At 60.5% G+C, this 25,021-nt stretch carries 22 protein-coding genes; 2 read left to right on the top strand and 20 right to left on the bottom strand.

Translation table 11 applies throughout. From position 1 onward, the window contains the following. Nucleotides 1-18: 18 nt before the first annotated feature. The 5 genes from ACT54B_RS04020 to ACT54B_RS04040 all read right to left on the bottom strand — a co-directional run bounded on the left by ACT54B_RS04020 (nucleotide 19) and on the right by ACT54B_RS04040 (nucleotide 8,053). Nucleotides 19-849 carry an outer membrane beta-barrel protein gene (locus tag ACT54B_RS04020; RefSeq protein ID WP_476042997.1) on the bottom strand — a complete coding sequence of 277 codons (831 nt, stop codon included), beginning with the start codon at nucleotides 847-849 and terminating at the stop codon, nucleotides 19-21. Nucleotides 850-1,059: 210 nt separating this feature from the next. After that, on the bottom strand, nucleotides 1,060-1,893 hold the full coding sequence (locus tag ACT54B_RS04025; protein WP_476042998.1) for an outer membrane protein: 834 nt from the start codon (nucleotides 1,891-1,893) through the stop codon (nucleotides 1,060-1,062). 225 nt (nucleotides 1,894-2,118) lie between these two features. Beyond that, complete coding sequence (gene glmM, locus ACT54B_RS04030; protein ID WP_476042999.1) at nucleotides 2,119-3,471, bottom strand: phosphoglucosamine mutase; 1,353 nt, start codon at nucleotides 3,469-3,471, stop codon at nucleotides 2,119-2,121. A 211-nt stretch (nucleotides 3,472-3,682) separates the two neighbouring features. Beyond that, the gene (gene ftsH / locus ACT54B_RS04035) at nucleotides 3,683-5,626 is read right to left on the bottom strand and encodes an ATP-dependent zinc metalloprotease FtsH (protein ID WP_476043001.1); all 1,944 of its coding nucleotides are present in this window, start codon (nucleotides 5,624-5,626) and stop codon (nucleotides 3,683-3,685) included. 804 nt (nucleotides 5,627-6,430) lie between these two features. Continuing rightward, a complete protein-coding gene (locus ACT54B_RS04040) occupies nucleotides 6,431-8,053 on the bottom strand; it encodes a D-glucuronyl C5-epimerase family protein (RefSeq protein WP_476043002.1) in 1,623 nt (540 codons plus the stop codon). A 1,362-nt stretch (nucleotides 8,054-9,415) separates the two neighbouring features. Here ACT54B_RS04040 and ACT54B_RS04045 point away from each other — a divergent pair. Next, nucleotides 9,416-10,063, top strand: a complete 648-nt coding sequence (locus ACT54B_RS04045; RefSeq protein ID WP_476043003.1) for a NeuD/PglB/VioB family sugar acetyltransferase — start codon at nucleotides 9,416-9,418, stop codon at nucleotides 10,061-10,063. A 294-nt stretch (nucleotides 10,064-10,357) separates the two neighbouring features. Here ACT54B_RS04045 and tilS read toward each other — a convergent pair whose 3' ends face one another. From tilS to ruvC, 15 genes are all read right to left on the bottom strand, one after another. Continuing rightward, nucleotides 10,358-11,674 (bottom strand): tRNA lysidine(34) synthetase TilS, encoded by a 1,317-nt coding sequence (gene tilS / locus ACT54B_RS04050; protein WP_476043004.1) that lies wholly within the window; start codon nucleotides 11,672-11,674, stop codon nucleotides 10,358-10,360. Nucleotide 11,675: 1 nt separating this feature from the next. Beyond that, nucleotides 11,676-12,584, bottom strand: a complete 909-nt coding sequence (gene ybgF, locus ACT54B_RS04055; RefSeq protein WP_476043506.1) for a tol-pal system protein YbgF — start codon at nucleotides 12,582-12,584, stop codon at nucleotides 11,676-11,678. Nucleotides 12,585-12,793: 209 nt separating this feature from the next. Next, on the bottom strand, nucleotides 12,794-13,336 hold the full coding sequence (gene pal, locus ACT54B_RS04060) for a peptidoglycan-associated lipoprotein Pal (protein WP_476043005.1): 543 nt from the start codon (nucleotides 13,334-13,336) through the stop codon (nucleotides 12,794-12,796). A 188-nt stretch (nucleotides 13,337-13,524) separates the two neighbouring features. Beyond that, entirely contained in the window at nucleotides 13,525-14,799 is a 1,275-nt protein-coding gene (gene tolB, locus ACT54B_RS04065) for a Tol-Pal system beta propeller repeat protein TolB (RefSeq protein ID WP_476043007.1), read from the bottom strand. 147 nt (nucleotides 14,800-14,946) lie between these two features. Then, nucleotides 14,947-16,065 carry a cell envelope integrity protein TolA gene (tolA, locus tag ACT54B_RS04070; protein ID WP_476043508.1) on the bottom strand — a complete coding sequence of 373 codons (1,119 nt, stop codon included), beginning with the start codon at nucleotides 16,063-16,065 and terminating at the stop codon, nucleotides 14,947-14,949. Nucleotides 16,066-16,073: 8 nt separating this feature from the next. Then, the gene (tolR, locus tag ACT54B_RS04075) at nucleotides 16,074-16,523 is read right to left on the bottom strand and encodes a protein TolR (protein ID WP_476043009.1); all 450 of its coding nucleotides are present in this window, start codon (nucleotides 16,521-16,523) and stop codon (nucleotides 16,074-16,076) included. A gap of 27 nt (nucleotides 16,524-16,550) precedes the next feature. Then, the gene (gene tolQ / locus ACT54B_RS04080; protein WP_476043010.1) at nucleotides 16,551-17,270 is read right to left on the bottom strand and encodes a protein TolQ; all 720 of its coding nucleotides are present in this window, start codon (nucleotides 17,268-17,270) and stop codon (nucleotides 16,551-16,553) included. 291 nt (nucleotides 17,271-17,561) lie between these two features. Continuing rightward, complete coding sequence (ybgC, locus tag ACT54B_RS04085) at nucleotides 17,562-18,011, bottom strand: tol-pal system-associated acyl-CoA thioesterase (protein WP_476043011.1); 450 nt, start codon at nucleotides 18,009-18,011, stop codon at nucleotides 17,562-17,564. Nucleotides 18,012-18,076: 65 nt separating this feature from the next. Beyond that, nucleotides 18,077-18,580, bottom strand: a complete 504-nt coding sequence (locus ACT54B_RS04090; protein WP_476043012.1) for an NUDIX hydrolase — start codon at nucleotides 18,578-18,580, stop codon at nucleotides 18,077-18,079. Between the two features lie 3 nt (nucleotides 18,581-18,583). Continuing rightward, nucleotides 18,584-19,486 carry a metallophosphoesterase gene (locus ACT54B_RS04095; protein WP_476043013.1) on the bottom strand — a complete coding sequence of 301 codons (903 nt, stop codon included), beginning with the start codon at nucleotides 19,484-19,486 and terminating at the stop codon, nucleotides 18,584-18,586. Then, the gene (gene ruvB, locus ACT54B_RS04100) at nucleotides 19,483-20,526 is read right to left on the bottom strand and encodes a Holliday junction branch migration DNA helicase RuvB (RefSeq protein ID WP_476043014.1); all 1,044 of its coding nucleotides are present in this window, start codon (nucleotides 20,524-20,526) and stop codon (nucleotides 19,483-19,485) included. The genes ACT54B_RS04095 and ruvB overlap by 4 nt, the downstream gene beginning before the upstream one ends. Next, nucleotides 20,523-20,930, bottom strand: a complete 408-nt coding sequence (locus ACT54B_RS04105; RefSeq protein ID WP_476043015.1) for a PIN domain-containing protein — start codon at nucleotides 20,928-20,930, stop codon at nucleotides 20,523-20,525. The genes ruvB and ACT54B_RS04105 overlap by 4 nt, the downstream gene beginning before the upstream one ends. Continuing rightward, nucleotides 20,927-21,205, bottom strand: coding sequence for an AbrB/MazE/SpoVT family DNA-binding domain-containing protein (locus ACT54B_RS04110; protein ID WP_476043016.1), 279 nt, complete (start codon nucleotides 21,203-21,205; stop codon nucleotides 20,927-20,929). The genes ACT54B_RS04105 and ACT54B_RS04110 overlap by 4 nt, the downstream gene beginning before the upstream one ends. Before the next feature lie 54 nt (nucleotides 21,206-21,259). Beyond that, entirely contained in the window at nucleotides 21,260-21,880 is a 621-nt protein-coding gene (gene ruvA, locus ACT54B_RS04115; protein ID WP_476043017.1) for a Holliday junction branch migration protein RuvA, read from the bottom strand. A gap of 4 nt (nucleotides 21,881-21,884) precedes the next feature. After that, nucleotides 21,885-22,400 (bottom strand): crossover junction endodeoxyribonuclease RuvC, encoded by a 516-nt coding sequence (ruvC, locus tag ACT54B_RS04120; RefSeq protein WP_476043018.1) that lies wholly within the window; start codon nucleotides 22,398-22,400, stop codon nucleotides 21,885-21,887. 243 nt (nucleotides 22,401-22,643) lie between these two features. Between ruvC and ACT54B_RS04125 the strand changes: the two genes are divergently transcribed. Continuing rightward, nucleotides 22,644-24,968: a methyl-accepting chemotaxis protein gene (locus ACT54B_RS04125; RefSeq protein ID WP_476043019.1), complete on the top strand. Its 2,325-nt coding sequence runs from the start codon at nucleotides 22,644-22,646 to the stop codon at nucleotides 24,966-24,968. Nucleotides 24,969-25,021: the final 53 nt, after the last annotated feature.

Genomic DNA, 25,021 nt, shown 5'->3' on the forward strand with positions numbered 1-25,021 from the left:
AGGGAGAAGTAGGAGGTGTTACCAGGTATTCAGGCGAAGACCGGCGCGGATTTCGTGACGGGTCAGACCCTCATCCGAACCTTGCTGGTTGAGCGCCCCCAGGGCCGTGCTGGCGGCATTGTAATCGAACATGTCGCCCCCGTTGATCCGCGAGAAGCGGTAACCGAGATCGAGCTTCAGGGAGTTGGTGAGATCGTAGCTCATGCCCGCCATCAGCGCATAGCTGAAGCGCCAGCTGGAAAGACCGCTGGAGGTCGTCGCGGCATAGCTGTTGCCGGAGCAGGTGGCCGAGCCATCGACGCAGTAGCCGTTATGGGTGATGTCGCTCCAGGAAACATGCGTCACACCCGCGCCGCCACCCACATAGGGGGTAAAGCCGGCAACCGTGCCGAGATCGACATAGGCATTGGCCATCAGGCCTATGCCCTGGAAATCACCCGTATGGGTAAAGCCGCAATTCGTGCCCACCGCTTCGGTGGTGGCGCAGCGGGAATTGATCTGCGAGGAGCCGGTCATTTCCGAGGAGAAGAAATCCACCGTCGCGTCGGTGCGCAGCATGTCGTTCAGCTGGTAGCCGACGCCGCCGCCATAGGCCATGTGCTTGCCGAAGCGCGAGTCGTCGAACTCGACGTCGGAGAAGGTGGGGCCGTTGCCGCTGATCACGTTGAAATGGGGATTGTCGTTGGACGTCCAGCCCGCATAGCCGAGGTCGCCACGGATATACCAGCCCTGCCCCACGCCATCGATGGACGTTTCCGGCGCATAGACCTGCGGAGGAAGATCCATCGCCGAGGCGGTGCCGAAAAGCCCCAGCGCCAGGATAAAGGAGGTTACCGTTTTGCGGATCATGGACCTCGTCCTTCAAAGCCCGTATTCGATGTCACGGGGAATGGTTGTCATGTTGCCGATTATTTAACCAAACCCGTTAAAACCCCGTTAAGCATGCCTTTTAACGAATGCATGAAACAGGAATTTCTTTCGGCGCCACCCGCACGCACGAAAAAAGCCGCCCTGCACCTGGCAGGACGGCTTCGAAATGCGATGAGATGGCAGTCGATCTTACTTGTAGACCGGCGCAATCGGCACATCGACCGGCGGCATGTAGGGCTGTTCGCAGCCGCTGAAGACATAGCGCAGACCGACGCGGCCTTCATGGGCATCGAAGCCCTTGTCGTAGCCCGGACCGCCATTGGCCTGGTAGTTGAACATCCGGCCGCCATCGACATGGCGGTAACGGTAGCCGACATCGGCCTTCAGGTTACAGGTCAGGTCGACCGAGGCGCCGGCCATGAGCGCATAGGTGAAGCGCCAGTTGCCTTCGCCGCCATGGGTCTGGGTCGGATCGCAGCTCGACGGGTTGGCGTCGGAGCAGGAGGTGTTCTTCAGGTCGCCCCACTTCACGTAGGTGCCGCCGAGACCGCCACCGACATAAGGCGTGATCGAGCCGAAGGTGCCGAAATCGACATAGGCGTTGGCGAGCAGGCTGAGCGCGTTCATCGAGGCGATGTCGGTCGAGGTGCAGGCGCCGGCCACGCCGCACGAGCCCTTGGTCGAGCCTTCGAAATCACCCTTGAACATGTAATCGAGCGTCACGTCGGTGCGCAGGTAGCTGTTGTGCTGGTAACCGAGACCGCCGCCGAGCGTGAAGGAATTGCGCAGGCCCGAGGTGGTGAAATCGCTTTCCGTGCCGTTCGATCCCTGGAAGAACCAGGCGCCGCGCGAGCGGTTGAGGCTGTATCCGGCATCGCCGCGCAGGTACCAGCCGCTGGCTTCCTCGACAAGAACCGGCTGCGGCGCGACCGGCACCGGTTCGCTCGGCTGATAAAGATCGGCCGCGAAGGCGGCTCCATTGGCGGCCAGAAGCGCGAAGGCGCCCAACAGTATATGTTTCATGACTTTCTCTCCAAAGTCTCGGTTGCCAGGCCGGGCTATTGGCCAGCCAAATCCAAAGATCGTTTTGGAAAATAAACAGCAAAGGTTAAGGTGCGATTAACTAAACTTATTCACCGTGTTTCTTATGAATTTTGATACCATGAATTGCAGAAGCGGCATGTCGCGGAAAAAGAAAAGGCCGGCGGAAGGCCGGCCTTTTCGCGATGAAGGGTATGGCGCGAGAGCTCAGGCCGCGTGCGGCACGGCGGCGATGACGCCGATCAGGTCGTTGACGATCCGCTCGATCTGACCCCGATCGTCGCCTTCCGCCATCACGCGGATGAGGGGCTCGGTGCCGGAGGGACGGATGACGAGGCGGCCGCGATTGGCCAGCTCGTTTTCCGCATCGCTGATCGCCTGGCGCACCACCTTGTCCTCGAGGGGCTTGCCGCCGGCAAAGCGCACGTTGCGCAGCAGCTGCGGCACCGGCTCGAAGCGGCGGCAGACCTCGCTCACCGGCTTGCCGGAGCGCTTGACGCAGGCGAGAATCTGCAGCGCGGCCACCAGACCGTCACCCGTCGTGCCGTAATCGGACAGCACGATATGGCCGGACTGCTCGCCGCCGACGTTGAAATTGTTGCGGCGCATGTGCTCCACCACGTAGCGGTCGCCGACAGCGGTGCGGGCCAGCGTCATGCCCCGGTCGACCAGGAACCGCTCCAGGCCGAGATTGGACATGACGGTGGCGACGATGCCGCCGCCCCGCAGCAGGTTGTCGTCCGCCCAGCTCTCGGCCACCACGGCCATCAGCTGGTCGCCGTCGATGATCGCGCCGTTCTCGTCGACGATGATCACCCGGTCCGCGTCGCCGTCGAGGGCGATGCCGATATCGGCGCGGACTTCATGCACCTTCTTCTGCAGCGCCTCGGGATGGGTCGAGCCGCAGCCCTTGTTGATGTTGGTGCCGTTCGGATCCGCACCGATGGTCACCACATCCGCGCCGAGCTCCCAGAGAACGGCCGGGGCAACCTTGTAGGCCGCGCCGTTGGCGCAGTCGATGGCCACGCGCAGCCCCTGCAGCGTCACGTCACGCGGCAGCGTGCGCTTGGCGAATTCGATGTAGCGGTCATGCACGCCGTCGATGCGCTTGGCCCGGCCGATATCGTCCGAAGCCGCAAGCTGCGGGGCGATATCCTGGCCGATCAGATCCTCGATCTGCATCTCGATGGCATCCGACAGCTTGTAGCCATCCGGCCCGAACAGCTTGATGCCGTTGTCTTCATAGGGATTGTGAGAGGCCGAGATCATCACCCCGATATCGCAGCGCAGCGAACGGGTCAGCATGGCCACGGCAGGCGTCGGGATCGGGCCGAGAACGAAGGCGTCCACACCCGCCGCGGTGAAGCCCGCCACCATGGCATTTTCGAGCATGTAGCCGGACAGACGGGTATCCTTGCCGATCACCACCCGGTGGCGATGGCTGCCCCGGCGAAAGATCGTGCCTGCGGCAATCCCCACCCGCATGGCGAGTTCGGGGGTCATGGGATGGCTGTTCGCTTTTCCGCGAATTCCGTCTGTTCCAAAGTAACGGCGCTTCATGGGTACTCCCGTCCTGCGGGCCGGCGACAACGTCTGGCAGAACCTGTCCTGCCGCACGGCTCCCTTTCATTGCGCTCCATGCCACAACTGCTGCGCTTCGGCACGTAAAAAAACGTGCAAGACTATTACAATGCGTTATTTGCCGGGATTTTCCCAAAGAAAAACCCGGCCAAAAGGCCGGGTTATCGATCATTGGCACGGACATCCCGCCTCAGCGCGGCTGCGGCTCATAGCCATCGGGCTCTTCGCCGCTCGGCTTGGGGGTCCCGTCGCTCTTGCTCCCGCCGGCCTTCGGCACGGCGGACGAACGCTGCTGCACGCCATCGTCACCCTGGTCCCGGTTGGGCTTCTCACCCCGCATCAGGGCGCGGATTTCTTCGCCGGAAAGCGTTTCATATTCCAGCAGACCCTCGGCGATGGCCACGAACTCGTCGTGCTTCTGGGTGATAATCTGGCGGGCGCTTTCATAGGCTTCGTTGATGAGACGGTGCACTTCGCGGTCGATCTTCTGGGCGGTGGCTTCCGAGACATTCTTGGACTGCGCCACGGAATGGCCGAGGAAGACCTCCTGCTGGTTCTCGCCATAGGCGACCTGACCGAGTTCGTCGGAGAAGCCCCACTGCGTCACCATGGCCCGGGCAAGCTTGGTGGCCTGCTCGATATCGGAAGAGGCGCCCGACGTGATGTTTTCCTTGCCGAAGGTGATCTCTTCCGCAACGCGTCCGCCCATCATGATGGCGAGACGAGACACCATCCACTTGTAGCTCATGGAGTAGCGGTCGCCTTCCGGCAGCTGCATGACCATGCCGAGCGCACGGCCGCGGGGAATAATGGTCGCCTTGTGGAGCGGATCCGCCACGGGCACATTGAGCGCCAGAATGGCATGTCCGGCTTCGTGATAGGCGGTCAGCTTCTTCTCGGCTTCGGTCATGGCCGAGGAGCGACGCTCCGCACCCATCATGATCTTGTCCTTGGCGTCTTCGAATTCCTGCATGGTGACCATGCGCTTGTTGCGCCGGGCGGCCATGAGGGCGGCTTCGTTGACGAGGTTCATGAGATCGGCACCGGAAAATCCGGGCGTTCCGCGGGCCAGCACCTTGAGATCGACGTTGGGCGCGCGCGGCACGTTGCGCACATGCACCTTGAGGATGCGTTCACGGCCGACGATGTCGGGGTTCGGCACCACGACCTGACGGTCGAAGCGGCCCGGGCGCATCAGCGCCGGATCGAGCACGTCGGGACGGTTGGTGGCGGCGATGAGGATGATGCCCTCGTTCGCCTCGAAACCATCCATTTCAACCAGCAGCTGGTTCAGCGTCTGCTCGCGCTCGTCATTGCCGCCGCCGAGACCGGCCCCACGGTGACGACCGACCGCATCGATTTCGTCGATGAAGATGATGCAAGGCGCGTTCTTCTTGGCCTGTTCGAACATGTCGCGCACACGGGATGCACCGACGCCGACGAACATTTCCACGAAGTCCGAACCGGAAATGGTGAAGAAGGGCACATTCGCCTCACCCGCGACGGAGCGGGCGAGCAGCGTCTTGCCGGTGCCGGGCGGGCCGACGAGCAGCACGCCGCGGGGAATGCGGCCGCCGAGGCGCTGGAACTTCTGCGGATCCCGCAGGAATTCCACGATTTCCTCGAGATCCTGCTTGGCTTCGTCCACGCCGGCCACGTCCTCGAAGGTCACGCGGCCATGCGCTTCGGTGAGCAGCTTGGCCTTGGACTTGCCGAAGCCCATGGCGCCACGCGAACCGCCCTGCATCTGCCGCATGAAGAACAGCCAGACGCCGAGGATCAGCAGCATCGGCAGGAGGGTGCCGAGATAGGACAGGAAGCCCGACGAGCCATCCGTTTCCGGACGGGCCGCGATGGTGACGTTCTTCGTCTGCAGCTGCTTCATCAGATTGTCGTCGACAACGGGCGCATAGGTGGAGAAGGCCGTGCCGTTTTCCACATAGGTACCGATGACCCGGTTGCCCGAAATGACCACATCCCGCACGCGGCCGGCATCCACCTCCCGGAGGAACTGGGAATAGGGAACGTCGCGTGAGCCGGTTTGAGCCGGAGCGGACTGGAACATGCTGAACAGCGCGATCAGCAGCAGGGCGATGATCGCCCACAGGGCCAGGTTACGAAAGTTTGGGTTCATAGAACTCCCCGAAACAACAACCGCCCTTGGCGGGCGGACGGAATATGATGCCTAACATAGGGATGCCGAAAGGAAATGCCAAGGCAAGCCTTTGCCGAAGACGGCATTTTGGCCAGCGGCGACCCGGGACGCCGCCCGGCTTTTCCCGCTGGTTTCCCTGAACGCCAGCGATGCGGATATTTTTGTGGGTCGTCACGATACCTATTGCCGCATGGGAGGTCATCGCAGAGGGAAAAGACAGGATTGGCATCCCGCTTGACGCTATGTGCCCCGGCCCTTGGGAGAGGATGGAATCGGAACGTCGCATATTTCATGCGGCACGGGGCGCTCTTTCATCCGCAGCAAACGAACCGTCATGGGTCGCTTCAACCGTGTCGGGCGATGCGTGATGGGCCTGGAAGGTTGCCCTCCCAAGAAGGGCGTGGATCGAAACGGCTTGAATGCAATGTCCGCCACGGGCGTGACCAACGTAGACTGTCGAACTGCGATACTGTGGTGTTCACGGCGGACGCAGCGCACATCATCGCTACGGTCACCAATGGTGTTACTAGGAAGGAGTACACCTTCATCGTTACTAACGCCAACACAACGGTCAGCTCCACTGGCACAACGATCTACACGATCGGCGGGGCCAATATACAAGCCGCATAATCGTCTCGTTCAAATGCGATGGGCAGACCCCCCATCGGCAGATAGGTCCTGCAAGTGCGGCAAGTTAGCTGTAGGCCGCGCTGCGCGCTTTACTGAAACGAAAGCGCCCGCCGCGGATGGCGGGAGATTCGCTGCGTACATGTTGATTCACGGTTATTTGAGCGCCTTTATCTCTCTAACCTCGGTCAAAGGCCCAAGAAACACGATCTTTGTGAAGCGAGCCGGCTGCTTAATGGTGAAGCGCCCATGTAGCGATGCAGGCGTCTCACTGCTCCATGACCGGAGGTCATCAGAGGTTCGCACAGAAAGGCTGGCATCTGGCAAGCCTTCGGCATCGATATCAAGATACCTTGCGCCTTCGGTCGGTATTATGATCCAACCCGGACAGAAAACCTTCATAGCGGTATTTGCATCGTTGTCGAATGCTAAATCGTAATTGTAATGACCGTCGCGTGCACGATAGTTGCACTCGTTCGTTATCGGAGCCAACCTATGTTCATCTGAGATTGGGATGAATGATTGCAACGCAACATTCTTATTACCGTTGTCAGAGTCGATGTCTACGCGGAAGGCATCCGCCTTTACGGGGTGCGAGAACATGATTGTTCTCCTTAAATCGGCATTGTCTTTCTCCGTCGCAATTACCTTCCATTCACCATCGGTGCGGGCCGAGATTGTGAAATCCTTCGGCGTTGCTTTTTCACTGGATGCGTGAAGGGTTATGCCATTGAACGAGCGCTGGCTCCCAACATCAACTTGCAGCCAAGTGGGGAAAGCGGAGTGGGACCAGTAAGCGTTGCCATAGTATCCACCTGCTTGGCCGGGGCCATTGGTTTTGGCATTAACCGATCCTTTTGCCGAATAGGACCAAGGGGCAAGTTCGTAGAACTGAAAACGGCTAGCATACTCAAGATATGCCGCGTCATGTTGTTGCTCGTAGAGCCAGAGAAGTTGGTGTACGTGTAGCGAGTTATAGTCCCTGCGAGCGGCTATCTGACGGAAGCGGGGCGAAGCTAAGGAGTAGTACGATAGAAACCCGGCATCAAATTTTGATATGTCTCGAAGTACTGCCGCAACTCCTCGGTCATACAATTCTTTCCATTCCTGCTCTTGGGTGATCTGATAATAGTCCAGGACCCCCGTCAGCGCCGTGATGTGTCCGTTTAGGATTTTATAAGATGCACCGGCTGTACTCGCCCCTTCTTCGATCCACGTAACTTCATCGTCAATTGTGGCAACGCCGCCCTCAGCAGGACTCCGTCGATAGGCCTCCATGGCCATTTCTGCGAAGTTATGGAAACGTTTTTCACCGGTTATGGCAAATGCCCGGTACAGTACACCTGCAATTCTAGCTTGTCCTATGCCGGAAACCCAGCCGGGCTTTAGGTTGAATACTTCTGCTGGGAATGAATAAGTCCACGTGGCCATGCCGTCATGAACTTGAGCGTTATTAATATACCAGTTTGCTTGCAGTATGAAATTTTTGCGAATTCCTTCATCTTTACAAGAAGATGCCAAATAGTCTTTATAAAGCAAGCTTGCGTATATTGAGATAAAATATGGATTATGGAATTTACCCAAATTGTTATATGCCTTGCCATAGTCAAATGTCAGAATGCCGTCAGCATCAAGGCTGTATTTCTCGGATCGAGAGAATTCCGCGGCCGTTCCGCTGGCTGTTCGGGGGGCAACTCCAATGTCTGGGCAAGACGCATTGGCAACCCACGGGAACCCAAACGTTGCTGCAACAAAAACGACAAAAATCCATGAGCGCATAGAAGGGACCCCAATTTGGTGCCGCTGCTATAGCTTTCACACGGGCGACAATACAAGCCTATAGTTGCGCCCATTTCCCGAAAGTCCACACTTAATGGTTTCTTTGCATTCCGACGGAGCTGCACTGGGTCCCGGCCAGTAGCTCCAGCCGGGGCCAAGAGTGAAAGCCATCCTTGTGGGCGCTACGCGCAGCGCACCCACGCTTGGTGGTTAAAAATGGCCACTATCAACGGAGGAGCATTTTCATGAACTTCTTTGGACTGGGCAGACGCCGTCCGAAGACGGACTTGCACGCGCAGCAAAGGCGCACGGGTGAAGGCGGATCGAGGCGCGACAACCGTCCCAAGCCCGCGCGTTTGAGCCATCGCGACACGGTGGATCGCGCGACGAGATACGTATGACGAGGTGCTCTCGACTGTAAACTGCAAGACGGGCACCATGGTGCAGGTTGTTCATCCTCTGGGAGGCCTCGGCTGGAGTTTGGCGATTGCAGCCTAAACCCTTTTCGGGTGAACAACCTCCTGAGACTTCACAGCTCGCGCTGGATGGCGGATCTGATCAACAGGTCGGCCTTACGCGGCGGCGGGGGAATTTGGGGATGTCTGATCCGGTCACGAAGCGGAGTGCCGGGGCCAATGACTTAAGACACAGGCCTATTTTGTTGCTCAGGCGAGGTTTGACACGGCCCAGAAGAGCAGGCACGTGGAAAACAACATGTAGGGAACCTGCAGGAAGAAAGGCGGCGTTGAGGCAAAAAGGCGTTGATAGGCTGAATTCAGCCCAACCATACTGACTGACGAAAGACCGGCCGCTACAACGATCAACACTTAGAATTCCTCGAAAACCGATACATTTCTACTTATAGGCGCAGAAATGGTCGTAGGCAATGTGAAAATGTCGAGGTCCCGACGGTCGCTTACCAAGAGGTGGATGTTTCCGAACCAACGACGTGAGCCGCTGGAAATCCCATGGTGACTATGCAAGCAGAACCGACTAAGGAAATGAGAGAATCTTCTTTAAGTTGCTCCTGCTTGCCGGCTGGTGAAAGTCATCGGTGATGGCTGGAGTTGGCCCAAAGCGACCGGGAAAACACAGTGCAACCTGGATTTTTTCTGAAAAACATGCGTGTTCCGCTTCCGGAAATTCGGTTGACCTGCCTTGTTTTCCCAGCCCTATGGACTGCTGCCTCGTCAAATGACCCGATCAGGATTTGAAATCCAAATCGCGATTCATTGAAATTATGTCTACAAATGAGGAAATAGTATCGTCCATTTGGAATATATACCGAGTGAAATGGAATAGATTTACAGAAAAATTGTCGGATGATCGACGTTAAGCCATGTCGAGAGAGAGGAGAGAGGGATGAATACTTTTGCTTTTTATAGCGCTGGCGGATTTGCGCGCGAGATAAGGGCAGGATTTCTGAAGAGCCTTGGGCTGAGTTCAGACGACAGCAACCGGGTTGTTTTCATCGACGACAGCGAGGAGACCCAGGGCACGACCATTCACGGAAGTCGCGTTATTTCTTTCGCTGAGGCCAAATCAATCTCTGGAATTCGCGTAAACGTGGCTTTTGCAGATCCTAAATTGCGTAAGCTGAAGGTAGAGCTTTGCGAACGAGAAGGCCTGGGGACTTTTGATTGCATCGCACCGACGGCCATCATCGGAGATAACGTCAAATTGGCTGAGGGCGCAATTTTTGCGCATAACTCCATGGTGACGTCGGATGCGAAGATCGGCAAAGCTTTTCATTGCAACATTTTTTCGTACATCGCCCATGATTGCGAGGTCGGCGATTTTGTGACCCTGGCACCGAAAGTCTGTGTCAACGGACGCGTCCGGGTCGAGGACGGCGTTTACATCGGCACGGGGGCCATCATTCTGCCCGGCAAGGCGGACAAGTTTCTCACCATCGGAGCTGGCGCGATCATAGGCGCTGGGGCGATTGTGACGAAAGACGTGGAACCGGGCGCTGTGATGATCGGAGCGCCAGCAAAGCCTAAAGGCTAAAGCTGCTTCCCGATCTGGGCCAAAAAGCCCGCCAACAGATGGCTGTCTCGCACTTGGTCCGGGATGCGGATTATCTTCGTGGAGCGCAATCAGGGCATGGCCAGCAAAGATCCAGTTTGAATCTACGCCTGCCCCGGGAGCGTTCCGGGGGGCCACCGTTCGGTACCGCACCAGCTTTACGGATCAGGCGCCAGAAAGTGCCGCGTCTTTGAGGTCCGAACAGGGCTCTTATCCCCGGATTGGACCAGGCGAAGCTCCGGAGCATGCGGATATTTTTGGGGGTCGGCACGACGCCTATTGCCGCATGGGAAGCGATGGCAGAGGGGGAAGGCCGAGGAGTGACCGCAACGCGTCCGCGACCGGAAGGTCGAAGCCGGGGACGAAGGCGGTTTGTGCCGCGATCACCCGCGAAAGAGTAAAGCCCTCCTCTGCCGCGTCGAGTGTGGCAAGCGCCGGCGCGGCTCGCCGGGCAATTGCCTGCGGAACGCCGAAAGCCTGAAGGCGGCCTGCCGCCGTTTGGAGGTCTCGAACGGCGGCAACCTCGACCGGCCGTCCGCACGGTCCGTCGATCCGGTAGCGACCGTCGAAGATAGCGCCGGCCGGCAGACGCTGCGGCTGAAGGCCACGGCATTCCCGGTAGAGGTAGAGCCCATCGCGACGGCGATCGAAAACCGTTCCGCCAAGGGTCCTGCGCCCCGTCTCTGCGGTGCCCAGCCAGGTGACAATCCGCCTTCGCTCGACACGACCGGGGAGATGCACGCGCCCGCCGAGAGCGGCCGACAATCGGAAAAGTGCTGCTTCGCCGGTGGCGTCGAGCGTCTGAAGCGCCATGCCCGCGATCAGGCCGACAGAACCATCGAACACGCGCGCATGGCGTTGCAAGAAATCCGCCTGGGCCACGGCGCGCGCTGCCCGATCCGGATGGGTCAGCGTTGCAGGCGCGGTGCTCGCCGCGCTTTGTCGCAGGCGCGCGCGCTCGAAACGAGGATTGCTGTTGCTCGGGTCTTCCAGCCAGGTCTGGTCGAGTGCGCGAAGCATGTCCCGCAGGTCCTCCCGTTCGAGAGGAAGGAAAGGGCGAAACGCCCAGACCGTCTCATCCAGAAGCACGGCCGGTGCCATGCCGGAAAGACCCATCCCCTCGCCCCGTGCCGACCGCATGGCGATTGTTTCGCGCTGGTCAGTGGCGGTATGTCCGATCAGGAGCGCGCGCGCGCCGATGCGGCGCGCCTCGGCCCCGAGCAGCCGGTAGCGCATGTCCCGTGCGGCGGCCTGGAGGCCGGCGACCGGCTTTTCGCCCTCCCATCGGAGGATGCGATGCGGAACAGAAAGGCTGGCACAGAGAGAGGCGACCGCCTCAGCCTCCGCTGTCGAACCGGGTCTCAACCCGTGGTCGACTGTCGCTGCGGCGAGAGGGATTGCACGGAAGGCCGGCTGGCGGGTCAGATGATGAAATGCCCGAAGAAGGGCTACAGAATCGCTACCGCCGGAAACGGCCACCAGCAGGGGACCGCAGCCGGTCAGCGATCGAAGAAAGGCCGTGGCGGTCTCGAGCACCCGGTGCAGTGCGCCCTGAACGGGTGCAGACAGGATCGTCTCGGCCGGGCCGGACATGTCAGCAGCCGAGGCGCTTCTGTTCGCTGGCCACCTTGTTGATCACGGTGCGCGATGCCTTCGGGTAACGCTTGGTCACTTCACGATATGTGGCGCAGGCGGTCTCGTTATTGTCGAGAGCGGCAAGCGACATGCCGAGCTTCAGCAGCATTTCCGGTGCCTTGGGCGATTTGCCATAGGTCTGGTGCGCCTTGAGAAAGGTCTTGGCGGCCTCGTTATACTTGCCCTGCGAGTAATAGGCTTCGCCAAGCCAGAAATTCGCATCGGCGATCTTTTTTCCCTGGGGGTGATTGCTGATGTAGGACTGGAATTCCTGTTCCGCCATGCCGTAATCGCCGGACAGAACGTGACCGTAAGCAATCTGGTAGCTGTCGGATTCGCTTCCGCTTGCAGCGCCGGCAGAGGCGGTCTGACTACCGGTGGAATTGCCGCCATTGGCCGCGCCCGGATCGATGGTTGCCTTCACGGGATTGCCGCTGGCGTCCATTTCGATGGATCCGAGCTGGCCAACGCCGGGAAGGCCACCCTGCTCCGCCTGATCTGCCTGACCGCCCTGCCCGGTGGTATCAGCGGGCTGCTCGATGATCTTGGCCACATCGTCGCCTGCGGATCCGGCCGTGGCCGGATCCGTTCCCGCGTCCGCGGTGGCGGCGCTGTTTGCGCCGGCCGGTTGATCAAGCGCTCCGCTCTTCTTGGAGCCGCCCTTCTCCAGTTCCTGGAACCGGAATTCATTGTCTTCCTGCGCCTTGCGGATCTGCTCCTGCATCTGGAGAAGCTGGAAACTCATCTCCTCGATTCGGCCGTTCAGCTGCCGCACCTGCTCCTCGAGCTGCTGGACCTCCGGATCGGCGCTCTGCGCCCATGCCGTTCCCATGCCCGTCAGAAGGCCGATTCCGAGCACGCCTGCCATCAATAGTGTCTTCATGTCCCTTTCCCTCATGAGCCCATGTCCTGAATGGCATGTGGCCCGCTCTTTGCCAATAGCAGTGCCGGTGCCTGCCCCGCAGACGGTGCGCGAATGCGCCTGTCCTGACAGGCAATCCCGGCCAAACTATGAAAAAGGGCGGCCCGCCAGGAGCCGCCCTTCAAACTGGATACATCCCTATGGACCGGGACGGATCAGAGGCCGGCGCCGCCGAGAACGGTGACGGCGCGGCGGTTCTGCGACCAGCAGGAAATGTCGTCGCAGACGGCGACCGGACGTTCCTTGCCGTAAGAAATGGTCTTCAGGCGATTGGCAGGAACACCCTTCGATACCAGGTAGTTCTTGGCAGCGGCCGCACGGCGCGCACCGAGTGCCAGGTTGTATTCACGCGTGCCGCGTTCGTCGGCATGGCCTTCGACGGTGATGGCGTAATTCGGATACTGGGCGAGCCACTGGGCCTGACGGTCGAGGGTCTGGCCGGCATCGGCGCGGATGGCGGAGCTGTCCGTGTCGAAGAAGATGCGGTCGCCGACATTGACCGTGAAGTCCTGCGGCGAGCCGGGGGTGGCAGCGCCAGCGCCGTTGGCGCCGTTCAGGCCGAGATCGTTGGCATTGTTCGGCAGGTTCTTCTTGGAGGCGCAGCCTGCAAGCGTCAGCGAAAGGGCAAGGGCAATCATGACCGGGTTGCGAGCGAGGCTCTGAAGTCGGCTGGTTGCCGGGGAAGTCGTACGGCTCATCGGCCTGTTCTCCTTGAACTTACAATTAGCGTTGCCAGACCCTAACCATTTGCAGTTAACGCGCACTCAACGGCTATGGTTAACAAAACTATAAATTTACGATGTTTTCGCCCTAATCGGCCCGGATTACGGCAAGAAAGAGGCATTCAGCAAAACGGGGAGGGTTTCCCCTCCCCGTCGCTGCGGAGTTATTCGAGAAGCGGTGACCAGGCAGGGTCAGATGCAAAGGCAGGCGTCTTGATCAGCTGCTCGTTGTAACCGGTGAGGTCGATCGAATAGAGCTGCGGCCCGCCGGCACCGGCGGCCTGGCGGAAGAACATCAACACGCGGCCGTTCGGCGCCCAGGTCGGGCCTTCATTGTGGAAGCCCGTGGTGAGGATGCGCTCGCCCGAACCGTCCGGCTTCATCACGCCGATGGAGAACTTGCCGCCCGCCTGCTTGGTGAAGGCGATGAGATCGCCGCGCGGCGACCAGACCGGGGTAGAATAGGAGCCGTCACCGAAGGAAATGCGCGTCTGGCCCGAACCGTCGGCACCCATGACGTAAAGCTGCTGCTTGCCGCCGCGGTCGCTTTCGAAGACGATCCGGCCACCGTCAGGCGAATAGGACGGCGAGGTATCGATGGCCGCCGTGGAGGTCAGGCGGGTCGTGGTGCGCGACCGCAGGTCCATCGTGTAGATATTGGCATTGCCTTCCTGCTGAAGGCTCATGATCACCCGCTGGCCATCCGGCGAGAAGCGCGGCGAAAAGGTCATGCCGGGGAAGTTGCCCACCATCTCGCGCTGCCCGGTTTCGAGCTGCAGCAGGTAGACCCGCGGCTGGTTGCCTTCGAAGGACATGTAGGTGATTTCCTGCTTGCTCGGCGAGAAGCGGGGCGTCAGCACGATGTCGTTGGAATTGGTGAGTGTCCGGACGTTGAAACCGTCCTGATCCATGATGGCGAGCTGGCGCTTGCGGTCGGTCTTCGGGCCGCTTTCGGAAACGAACACGACGCGGGTATCGAAGTAGCCATCTTCACCCGTGATCTGCTTGTAGACCGCATCGGCGATGATATGGGCGACGCGGCGCCAGTTTTCGGGCTGGGTGAAGAACTGCTGGCCGATCATCTGGCTCTGGCCAAACGTATCCCAGAGGCGGAACTCGGCGCGCAGACGGCCGTCGCCCTCCTGGGTGACGCGGCCGGTCACCAGCGCCTGCGCATTGATCGCTTTCCAGTCCTCGAAGCGCGGCTGCGCATCGGGATTGCTGATCTTTTCGATGAAGGCCGCCTTGTCGATCGGCGCGAACAGGCCCGAGCGTTGCAGGTCGGCCGCAATGACGGCGGAGATCTGCGGGCCGAGATTGCCATTCGACATGAAGTCAGAAATCGCGATCGGCAGCGGCTCGGCGCGGCCGCCACGAATATTGATCCGCACTTCGGCGAAGACCGACGGCGCAGCCGCCACCACAACGAGAAGCGCCATGACGCATCTCTTCAGGATAAGTTTCATCATCGTCCATCAGCCTTTCAGCTTGTTCGTCTCCCGCCGCCGGCAAGGCAGAGGCCGGGAAACGCCTTACTCGTTCAAACCATGCCCGTTGCCGGGCCAAACTTGTTGCCCCCCTCTTCCTCAGCCGCCGAGATCGGCAACCGTGAAGCTGGCAATGACATCCTTCCAGGTGTCGTATTTGTCCGGCGGCAGCCCCTGGAAGGGCGTCGCCTTGCGGATCGCGCGTTTGGCTGCCGAGAGCAGCGCCTGCTGGGTGGAGGGCGGCCCGCCATTGGCCGTCGCCTCGATGTCACCCACCACATTGCCGCTCTCGTCGAGCGAGAACTTCACCTCGATCACCACTTCGTCAGCGCCTTCGAGGCCGGCCGTATAGGTCCACTTGTCTGTTATCTGGCCGCGCAGGCCGTCAAGTTCCGACTGGGACAGCTTTTCGCCACCGGTCGTCTTCTTGCCGCCGAAGGCTTTCTCGCCAGAGGAGCGCTTGGCACCATCCGATTTCGCATCCGTCTTGTTCAGAAGATTGGCGATCTCGTCCGCATTGAAATCGGATTTCTGGCTGGCTGCCGATTTCGATTTTTCCTGCTTCGTGTCGGCCGTCTTCTTGTCGGACGTCTTCGGCTTTTCCTTGGCGTCGGCGGTCTTTGTCTCCGCGGGCTTCTTTTCCGGCTCCTTCGGCTTTTCCACCTTCGGCTTCGGTGCAGGCACCGGCACGTTTTCCGGCAGCGCCTGTTCCTCGGGCTTCGGCTCGTCCGGCTTGGCTTCTTCCGGCGGCTTTTCGGCCGGCTTCTCCGCGGGTTTAGCCTCTTCCGGCTTCGGTTCGGGCTTCGGCGTCGGATCGGCGGTGTCGGTCTCCTCCTTGGCGACCTCCTTCACCTCGTTCGGCTTGTCCTCGGGCTCCGGCGTGGGATTATCCGTCGCCTTCGGAGCTGCCGCCGATTCCGTTTTCGAGGGCTTCTCGACCGGCTTCGGCGCGGACTTCAGATCGACGTCGTTGTCACCGGAATTCTCCGCATTCGCGACCGTATCCGGCCGCTTGGTGGGCACCGGCGCCGCCTTGTCCTTGACCGGCGCTTCCTTGTCGCCCTGCTGGATCTGGGTAATGTCCGTGATCGGCACGAACTCGACCGGCAGGGATTCGGAATTGGCCATGTCGAATTCTTCGGGCGCGCCGATCTTCAACAGCGCCCAGCCCAGGAGAAGGGCATGGAGCACCGCCGAAATGACAAGACTGCGCTTCAAAAGGTCGTTCACTGGCTGTTGTCCGGGAGCGTGATCAGGCCGATATTCTTGAAGCCGGCAGCGGAAATCTGGGCCATCACCTTGATGACGCCGCCGTAATTGGCATTGGTATCGCCGCGCACATAGATGCGCTCGTTATAGCCGGTCTTGGCAATGGCCTCGAGCTTCGGCACGAGTTCCTCCAGCGCGATCGGCGTTTCCTGCAGGAAAATCTCGCCTGCGGTATTGACCGAAACCGTAATCGGCTGCGTGTCGGAGTTCAGCGGCTTCGCCGAAGTTTCCGGCATGTCGATCGGCACGCCGACAGTCATCATCGGTGCCGCCACCATGAAGATGATGAGCAGCACAAGCATGACGTCGACAAGCGGCGTGACGTTGATTTCGCTGACCGGGCCCCGCTTGTTGCCCCTTCGGCGACGGCCGCCCTTGCCGCCTGCTCCGCCCACTGCCATTCCCATGGTCGTTACTCCCGTTCCTGGCCGTTCTTACTGGGCTGCCGCACGCGGCTGCAGCTTCTCATCGATCTGGCGCGACAGGATGGCGGAAAACTCATCCGCAAAGCCTTCCATGCGTGCCGTCAGCTTGCCCGCGTCACCGGAGAACTTGTTGTAGGCGATAACTGCCGGGATAGCGGCCACGAGGCCGATAGCGGTGGCAAGCAGCGCCTCGGCAATACCGGGTGCCACAACCGCGAGATTGGTGGACTTCGACCCGGCGATTGCCTGGAACGAGGTCATGATACCCACCACGGTGCCGAAGAGGCCGACGAACGGAGCGGCAGAACCGATCGTGGCGAGCGAGGAAAGACGGGCTTCCAGCTGCTCGGATTCCCGCGCCAGCGTCACGTCCATGGCGCGGTCGATACGCATCTGCAATCCGATGGGAGAACGCGCACCGCGCTCGAAGCTCTTCTTCCATTCGCGCATGGCGGCGACGAACATGGCAGAAAGACCGCCATTGGGCCGTTCGGAAAGGCTGCGATAAAGCTCTTCCAGCGACTGCCCCGACCAGAAGACCTGCTCGAACTGGTCGAACTGCCGGCGGGCACGGCCGAAATTGATGTATTTGTCGATCACGATCGCCCAGGTCCAGACCGAGGCGCCCAAGAGACCGATCATGACCAGCTTCACGATGAAGCCTGCCTGCATGAACAGGGACCAGAGGCTTACATCCGTTGCCGCTGCCGCCAAATCAACCGTTTCCATCGATCTTTCACCCTCGAATCCAAACGCCCGGCACTGAGGACCGGGCGGTGTCAAAACAAAGCAATACGCTTGTCGGTCCATCCGGTCGCCATCATCTCGGGCACCGGCCGGTCCTTGCTTCCTCTGCCGCCAGAAGCTGTTTTTCGGTGGTGTCAAGACCACCCTTCCCGAAAAAGCTTCTTGCTGCAAAATTTGGTTAAAGGAAGGCGCGGAGCCCGCGATTCCTTATAAAGCGAGTAAGACGCCATTATGGTTAAAAGAGTGTTAGCATCCGGCCTTGCGCCGGCCCGCTCAAGCCTCTTTGCCGAGAAAGCTGGCCGCGAGCGTTTCCGGCAACCGGCGCGGTCTTCCCCGTGCATTGATGACCGCAATGATCACCCGCGCGGCAATGAGCAGCTGCTCGCCGCGGCGGATTTCCTGGTTGAGCACCATCTTGGCTCCGCCCGCCTTTTCGGTGGAGGTCAGGATCGTCACCACATCGTCCATCCGGGCTGAGGCCTTGAAATCGATCTCCATCCGGTGGACGACAAAGACGAGGCCTTCCTCGTCCGCCGTCAGCAGCGCCCCCTGCTCGACGCCGAGGCAGCGTAGATAGTCGGTACGCCCCCGTTCCAGGAATTGCAGATAGCGGGCGTGATAGACGAGACCGGAAAAATCCGTGTCTTCGTAATAGACCCGCTGGCAAAGCCGGTGGCCGCTTTCCGTCAGTTCACCCGCAAGATGGGCCGTGAGATCCGCCATGTCTGTCTTTCCTGCCTTCGCACGGCTGGTGCATAATCCAGCCGCGCGCCCCGTGCAAGTCGGCGCTATTCGGGCACGGTTTCATGGCAGACGAGATGTTCGCTGCGCTCCGGCAGCGCCTGGATTCGCGCCGCGATGAAATCCGGCTGCAGTGGCAGCGCTGCGAGTGCTTCCGTCGTCGCCGGAACCCATTTGAACTCGATCTCGCTCGCCCCGTCGACGATCCGGTGCACGATCCCGGTTTCCGAAAAGGCAAAATGCGCCGGCAGCTCCATCCGGTAATAGAAGCCGAGTTCATGATAATCGCGCTTTTCGAAATGGAAGAAATTCTCGACCGTCCAGAGAAGCGGCCCGATTTCCGCCTCGACGCCCAGCTCCTCGCGCATTTCCCGGCGAAGCGTCTCTTCGGAGGTTTCCCCGATTTCCGCCCGGCCACCCGGAAAGGTCCAGAACGGCTCATGCGTGGCGCGGTGCACGAGCACATGGCGCTGCCGAAAGGCAAGGCCGGCAATGCGGAAATTGAAGAGCCGCGGCTTCGCATCGATCCGGATCATGAAGCGGTCGGCCATGGGTCAGGCAATCTCCAGCACCAGTATCTCGGGCCAAGCACCCAACCGCATGGGAATCGCCGAGCAACCAAGGCCGCGGGAGACGAAAAGATCGCTGTTCTCGCCGCGGAAATGCCCGTAGGCATAGGCCCGGTCAAGCGGATTATCCAGGAACGGTGTCCAGCCGAACAGATTGAACTGCCCTCCATGCGTATGGCCTGACAGCATCAGGTTTACCCGCTCCGGCAGGAGCGGATAGGCATAGGGCTCATGCGCCATGAGCAGAATGGGTTCTTCATCGGGAACCCCCGACAGGGTCCGCGCCATATCCTCGATGCCGATGAACCAGGGGCGATTGTAGCGGCGGCTCGGCTTGTAAGCCATCTGGTCGCCGAGGCCTGCCAGCCAGAATGATCCGCCGCCATGCTCGATCCGCGCAGCGCGGTTGACATAGACCAGAATGCCGGCCTTTTCGAGAGCGTCCTGCATTCGGCAGGACGGGCGCGTGCCGGCCTGAAAATCCGGATCGGCCCAGTAGTCGTGATTGCCGAGAATGGCATGAACGCCCCGCGGCGCGCGAAGCGTGGCCAGCGCTGCTGCGGTCTGTTCGAAGGGTGGATAGCCCGCCACCAGCTTCATGCTGCTGGCATAGTCGCCGAGCAGCAAGACGATATCGCCCTGAAGCGTATTGGCCTCCGCGCAGATATCGGCGATCCGGTCCGGCATCATCCACGGATCGCACGCATGGACATCGCCAAGCGCGATAATGCGAAGCGGGAGGTCCTTTGGCCAGCGCGGCGGCCTCAACGTCAGCCGCGTTACCCGGGGACGCCCGAGCGCTTCCCCGCCCGTTGCATAAGCCGCAACTGCCAGCCCGGCAAACCAGCCGGTCGCCAGGAGCTTGAGAAGCCCGCGGCGCGTGATCATTCGCTGTCGTCCTGGAAGAGGCGGAACTGGGCGGCCTCCATATCCTTCGGTGGCACGAGGCCGAGATGCTTCCACGCGCTCGCCGTCAGCACCCGCCCGCGCGGGGTGCGCTGGATCAGGCCCTGCTGGATCATGTAGGGCTCGATGATATCCTCGATGGCATCGCGCGGTTCGGAAAGACCGGCAGCAATGGTTTCGATGCCGACGGGCCCGCCGCCGAAATTGACGGCAATCATTGTCAGATATCGCTTGTCCAGCTGGTCGAGACCGATATTGTCCACGAGCAGCCGCGTCAGAGCCTCATCCGCAATCTCGCGCGTCACCGCTTCCGCCCGCGCCACCTCGGCAAAATCGCGCACGCGCCGCAGCAGACGCCCGGCAATGCGCGGCGTCCCGCGCGCGCGCCGGGCAATTTCCCGCGCACCCTCGTCGGTCATCGGCAGGTTCATCAGCCGCGATCCGCGCCGCACGATCAGCTCCAGTTCTTCGACAGTGTAGAAGTTCAGGCGCACCGGAATGCCGAAGCGGTCGCGCAGCGGCGTGGTGAGCAGCCCGAGGCGTGTGGTGGCGGCGACCAGCGTGAACTTGGACAGGTCGATCTTGACCGAGCGCGCCGCGGGGCCCTCGCCGATGATCAGGTCGAGCTGAAAATCCTCCATGGCGGGATAGAGGATTTCCTCGACAGCCGGATTGAGGCGGTGGATTTCATCGATGAAGAGCACGTCGCGCTCCTCGAGATTGGTCAGCAGGGCCGCGAGATCACCGGCTTTCGCAATCACCGGTCCGGACGTGGAGCGGAAATTGACGCCGAGTTCCTTCGCCATGATCTGGGCCAGCGTGGTCTTGCCGAGACCGGGCGGCCCGACGAAAAGCACGTGATCAAGCGCCTCGCCGCGATTCTTCGCCGCCTCGATGAAGATCTTCAGATTGGCGCGCGCCTCCGCCTGGCCGGTGAAATCGTCCAGCGTTTGCGGCCTCAGCGCCGTATCGAGATCCTCACCGCGTTTTTCGGGGGAGAGCAGTCTGTTTTGTTCGCTCACGTCAGAAGTTCCATTCCGGGAATGCGGTCCGCCGCCTTCCGGTCAAATGTCAGGGTGCTCCGGCAGCCGGCCACCCGATTGAGTTCAGCAAGAAAGGCATCGGAGAAATCCGCCCGGGTGCGGCGGCATATATCGAGCGCATTGCCCACCGCTTCGTAATCAGCAAGTTCAATGGACCGATTTTCCAGAAGCGCCTGAATAAAATTCAGTACACGGTCTTCCGGGAATTTATAGCCCTTCCCTAGAACCCAGTGCAGCTCCAGAACAACCGCAGCATTCACAAAGAGGACATCATCCTCGCCCAGCCGCTCCAGCATCCGCCGGACCAGTTCACCCTGCCTGGCATCGTCATCCACGGCAAGCCGCACCAGCATATTGGTATCGACACCGAGCCGCTGCGTCACCCGCCATAATCCTTGGATTGCAAGTCCTCATGGCGCTGCACGGCAGCGTCGGCAGCGGCAGTGCGCATCTCTTCGGCGGAAAGGTGTGCTCCGCCCGGAGGCTTTCCCAAGATTCCACCCAGCGTTTCCAGCGACTTGTTGCGCGGCACGATCACAATTTCACCGTTACGAATCCACGCATAACATTTGTCTCCAGCCTTGACCTGGAGCCTGTCGCGCATCTCTTTAGGAATGGTCATCTGCCCCTTGGCAGTAATGGTGATGTTGTAGCTCATGAGCGCCCTCCTTACTTTTTCAGCATAGTAAGGAAAGGCGACCAAAACAAGGAATCACCCACGGGAAAGCTCCTTCAGGCCGAGGCGGATGAGCTTGGCGCTGTCGGCGCCCTCCCCGCCATTCCTGAGCGCGGCGGCCACCGCATTGGCGGCCTGGTCGCGGCTGTAGCCCAGATTGGTGAGGGCCGAGACTGCATCGGCCACGGGCGCGGAGGCGACGCCTTCGCCGAGCTCCTGCTTGAGGCCGATGTTCTGTCCCGCATCGCCGGAAAAGGCAGGCGCCTTGTTCTTGAGCTCGGTCACGATCCGCACTGCGACCTTCGGGCCGACACCCGGCGCACGCGAGACGGAGGCCTTGTCCTGAAGAGCGATCGCGTTCGCCAGTTCAGACGGTGTCAGCGTGGAGAGCACCGACAACGCCACTTTTGCCCCCACGCCCTGCACGCTTTGCAGGAGGTTGAACCACTCCCGTTCCAGCGCACTCATGAAGCCGAAGAGCTTCAACTGGTCCTCGCGCACATAGGTCTCGATGAAGAGAACGACCGCCTCGCCCGCCGATCCGATGCGTGAGAGCGTTCGCGCCGAACAATGGGCGACGTAACAGACGCCATGCACATCCACGAGCACATGGTCGTCGCCGATTTCTTCAATGGTGCCCTTGAGTTTTCCGATCACCGGATCATCCCTTCCCTGCCATGACCTGACGGAGTTTCTGGCCGCCGCGCTGATGCGCGTGGCAAATGGCAATGGCCAGCGCATCCGCCGCATCATTGCCGACAAAGGTCGCCTTCGGCATCAGGATTTTCAGCATCATGTGGATCTGCTGCTTTTCGCCGTGGCCAACGCCGATGACCGCCTTCTTGACCGCATTCGGCGCATATTCGGAAACGGGCAGGCCTGCGCGTGCGGGCACGAGCATGGCTATGCCGCGCGCCTGACCCAGCTTCAACGTCGCCACCGCATCCTTGTTCACGAAGGTCTGTTCCACAGCCGCCTCGTCCGGCCGGTAGCTGTGCACCACCTCCGCCAGACCGTCATGCAGCTGGCACAGACGCGAAGCGAGATCGCAGTCGCCATCGGACGTTACTGTTCCCGAAGCAATAAACTTCAGGGAATTCCCAAGACTTTCGATGATTCCCCAGCCGGTGCGCCGCAACCCGGGGTCAATTCCAATGATACGAATCGCTTCTTGCATGTCCGACCCTATCCCTTTTCAACCGTTTCAGACCAGCAAAAAGTGAACAAAACAAAAACACGTACGGAATAATACTTATTCTTTACTCCCAATTAAGGGAGGCAGCACAACATGGGCCATCTTTTCCCGGTTAGCAGCAACATGAAGGTTGCCGGTGCACCGTACCGTCGGGTCTGCTCATCCATTCAACGTGCGGCCGGGCGTTTGCCCCTGTTTCGTATGAGTTTAAACGCGGGTATCGACATGTCATCGATGTTTCACTCCTTGTCTTCCAAGGTGATAGCCATCTTCATTGCGCTGACGATCCTGTCGGTCGGCGCCCTCAACTACATGGCCTATGTGAGCAGCAACAGCATCTTCGAGCGGCAAACGCTGAACTCGATGAACAGCATCCTCACGTTCCGCGGCGACATGGTGGCCTCGTCCCTGACCCAGATGGAAAGCCAGGCCGTCTCGGTGGCAAAGATCGAAGCCATGCAGAGCGCCATCGTTTCGCTGCGCAGCGGCTGGAAGACCTTGGAGAACGGCGGCAAGAAGGCTGCCGACGCCCTCATCGAGACCTTCGTGACCAAGAACCCCTTCCCGGCGGACGAGCGCGAAAAGCTGATCAAGCCTGAAGGGGCAAGCGTTTATTATTTCACCGCCCATGAAAAAACCCAGAACGATGTCGCCGCCATCCTCAAGGGCACCGATTTTCTGGACCTGATGATCGCAGACGTCTCCGGCAATGTGATCTACAGCTACAAGAAGGGCTCTTCCTTTGCACAGGACCTGAAGAGCGGCAGCTGGGCGGACACTCCGCTCGGAAAGACATTTGCCGCCGCCCTCGCCAATGGCGAAGCGGCAACCGAAGACGGGGGCGTGCAAACGGCCTTCTCAGGCATTGCCATCAATCCCGTCGATGGACATCCCGCCATTTACTATGCGGTTCCGATTGTGAAGCTCGGCTCCATCAAGGGCATCATCATCCTGCAGGTGCGCGAGTCGACCATCGTGCAGACCCTCACGAAGGGGCTGCAGCCGGGGAGCTCCGAGGCAGCGCTCATCATCAACGGCTTGGGCCAGGCGATTGCCGCCAAGGATGGCGCCCTGACACTCATCGACAGCAAGCCCTACGAACAGCCTGCCGCCAATGCGATCGCAGCCGGGGAAGGTTCGATCTCCGAAGCCGCGCTTTTCATCAACGATGACGATGCGCGCGGCTACTTCCGCCCTGTATCGCGGGAGGGTCAGACCTTCGTGATCGGCGAGACTGTGGATCTGCACGAACTGCAGGCCGGATCGCTGGAAATTGCCCGCAACCTGCTGCTCATGGGTGCCGGCGTGCTGGTCTTGCTGTGCGTGCTCACCGCTTTCTTCGCCAACCGCCTCTTTGCCCCGCTGGCGAAGCTTGCCGGCCTCACCCACGCCGTCTCCGAGGGCAATCTGGAAGCGGAAATCGGTTATGGCGACCGCAAGGACGAAATCGGCACCCTTGCCCGCGCCCTTGCCCGCTTCCGCCAGTCGCTGCTCGACCAGCGCGCGCTGGAAGCCGAAACGGAGGCAAACCGCAGCCTTACGGAGCGGGAACGCCAGCAGCGCATGGCCGAAAAGGATGCGGAAGCCCGTAGCCTTCAGCGTGTGGTGGAGCAGCTCGATACCGGGCTCAGCCAGCTCGCCAGCGGCAATCTGGTCTTCTCCATCGATGAGACCTTCCCGCCGGAACTGGACAGCTTGCGCCAGAATTTCAACCGCGCCATTGCCACCCTGAACGGCACGCTTTCCTCCATCGGCGGCAATTCCAATGCGGTGCGCGAAAGCTCCCAGCATATGAGCAGCGGCGCCGATCAGCTCGCGGTCCGTACCGAGCGGCAGGCGGCGTCGATCACCCAGACCGCCAGCGCCATCAACGCGATTACCGAATCGGTCCGCACCCAGATCACCCGCAGCGAGCAAGCGGAGCTGATCGCCCGCGACGCCAAGGCGGGCGCCCAGGAATCCGGCCGCATCATGCAGGAAACCATCTCCGCCATGGAGGCGATCCAGGGTTCCTCGCGGCAGATCAACCAGATCATCAACGTGATCGACGAGATCGCCTTCCAGACCAACCTGCTGGCCCTGAATGCCGGTGTCGAGGCCGCGCGGGCCGGCGAAAGCGGCAAGGGCTTTGCCGTGGTGGCGCAAGAAGTGCGCGAGCTCGCCCAACGCTCCTCCAAGGCAGCCAAGGAAATCTCCGGCCTGCTGCAGAAATCGACGGGCGAGGTGGAAAACGGTGTGGCGCTTGTGGAAAAGGCCGGAAACGCGCTGCGTGGCATCGGTGATTATGTGGAGGCGATCAATGCCCGCCTGCACGAGATCATCGAATCCACCCGTGACGAAGCCGAAACGCTGAAATCCATCAACATCGCCGTATCCGAGCTGGACCAGATGACCCAGCAGAACGCCAACATGGTACAGGAATCGACCGCGGCCATTCACCAGCTCGCCGCCGAAGCCAGCAACATGGACGAACAGCTCGGACAGTTTGTGCTGAACGGCCAGTCGGATGCCTATGACTCCTATGGCGGCAGTTATCGAAGAGCCGGATAAAATCGAGCCGAAATGCAAAAAAGGGGCCGCAGGGCCCCTTTTCTCGTTCTATA

The sequence above is a fragment of the Gellertiella sp. DMC107 genome (assembly GCF_056313605.1).

Excerpts from the sequence above, each read along its gene's own strand:
- ACT54B_RS04020 (WP_476042997.1), bottom strand. The coding sequence starts at position 849 with ATGATCCGCAAAACGGTAACCTCCTTTATCCTGGCGCTGGGGCTTTTC.
- ACT54B_RS04025 (WP_476042998.1), bottom strand. The coding sequence starts at position 1,893 with ATGAAACATATACTGTTGGGCGCCTTCGCGCTTCTGGCCGCCAATGGA.
- glmM (WP_476042999.1), bottom strand. The coding sequence starts at position 3,471 with ATGAAGCGCCGTTACTTTGGAACAGACGGAATTCGCGGAAAAGCGAAC.
- ftsH (WP_476043001.1), bottom strand. The coding sequence starts at position 5,626 with ATGAACCCAAACTTTCGTAACCTGGCCCTGTGGGCGATCATCGCCCTG.
- ACT54B_RS04040 (WP_476043002.1), bottom strand. The coding sequence starts at position 8,053 with ATGCGCTCATGGATTTTTGTCGTTTTTGTTGCAGCAACGTTTGGGTTC.
- ACT54B_RS04045 (WP_476043003.1), top strand. The coding sequence starts at position 9,416 with ATGAATACTTTTGCTTTTTATAGCGCTGGCGGATTTGCGCGCGAGATA.
- tilS (WP_476043004.1), bottom strand. The coding sequence starts at position 11,674 with ATGTCCGGCCCGGCCGAGACGATCCTGTCTGCACCCGTTCAGGGCGCA.
- ybgF (WP_476043506.1), bottom strand. The coding sequence starts at position 12,584 with ATGGCAGGCGTGCTCGGAATCGGCCTTCTGACGGGCATGGGAACGGCA.
- pal (WP_476043005.1), bottom strand. The coding sequence starts at position 13,336 with ATGAGCCGTACGACTTCCCCGGCAACCAGCCGACTTCAGAGCCTCGCT.
- tolB (WP_476043007.1), bottom strand. The coding sequence starts at position 14,799 with ATGGCGCTTCTCGTTGTGGTGGCGGCTGCGCCGTCGGTCTTCGCCGAA.
- tolR (WP_476043009.1), bottom strand. The coding sequence starts at position 16,523 with ATGGGAATGGCAGTGGGCGGAGCAGGCGGCAAGGGCGGCCGTCGCCGA.
- tolQ (WP_476043010.1), bottom strand. The coding sequence starts at position 17,270 with ATGGAAACGGTTGATTTGGCGGCAGCGGCAACGGATGTAAGCCTCTGG.
- ybgC (WP_476043011.1), bottom strand. The coding sequence starts at position 18,011 with ATGGCGGATCTCACGGCCCATCTTGCGGGTGAACTGACGGAAAGCGGC.
- ACT54B_RS04090 (WP_476043012.1), bottom strand. The coding sequence starts at position 18,580 with ATGGCCGACCGCTTCATGATCCGGATCGATGCGAAGCCGCGGCTCTTC.
- ACT54B_RS04095 (WP_476043013.1), bottom strand. The coding sequence starts at position 19,486 with ATGATCACGCGCCGCGGGCTTCTCAAGCTCCTGGCGACCGGCTGGTTT.
- ACT54B_RS04110 (WP_476043016.1), bottom strand. The coding sequence starts at position 21,205 with ATGAGCTACAACATCACCATTACTGCCAAGGGGCAGATGACCATTCCT.
- ruvC (WP_476043018.1), bottom strand. The coding sequence starts at position 22,400 with ATGCAAGAAGCGATTCGTATCATTGGAATTGACCCCGGGTTGCGGCGC.
- ACT54B_RS04125 (WP_476043019.1), top strand. The coding sequence starts at position 22,644 with ATGTCATCGATGTTTCACTCCTTGTCTTCCAAGGTGATAGCCATCTTC.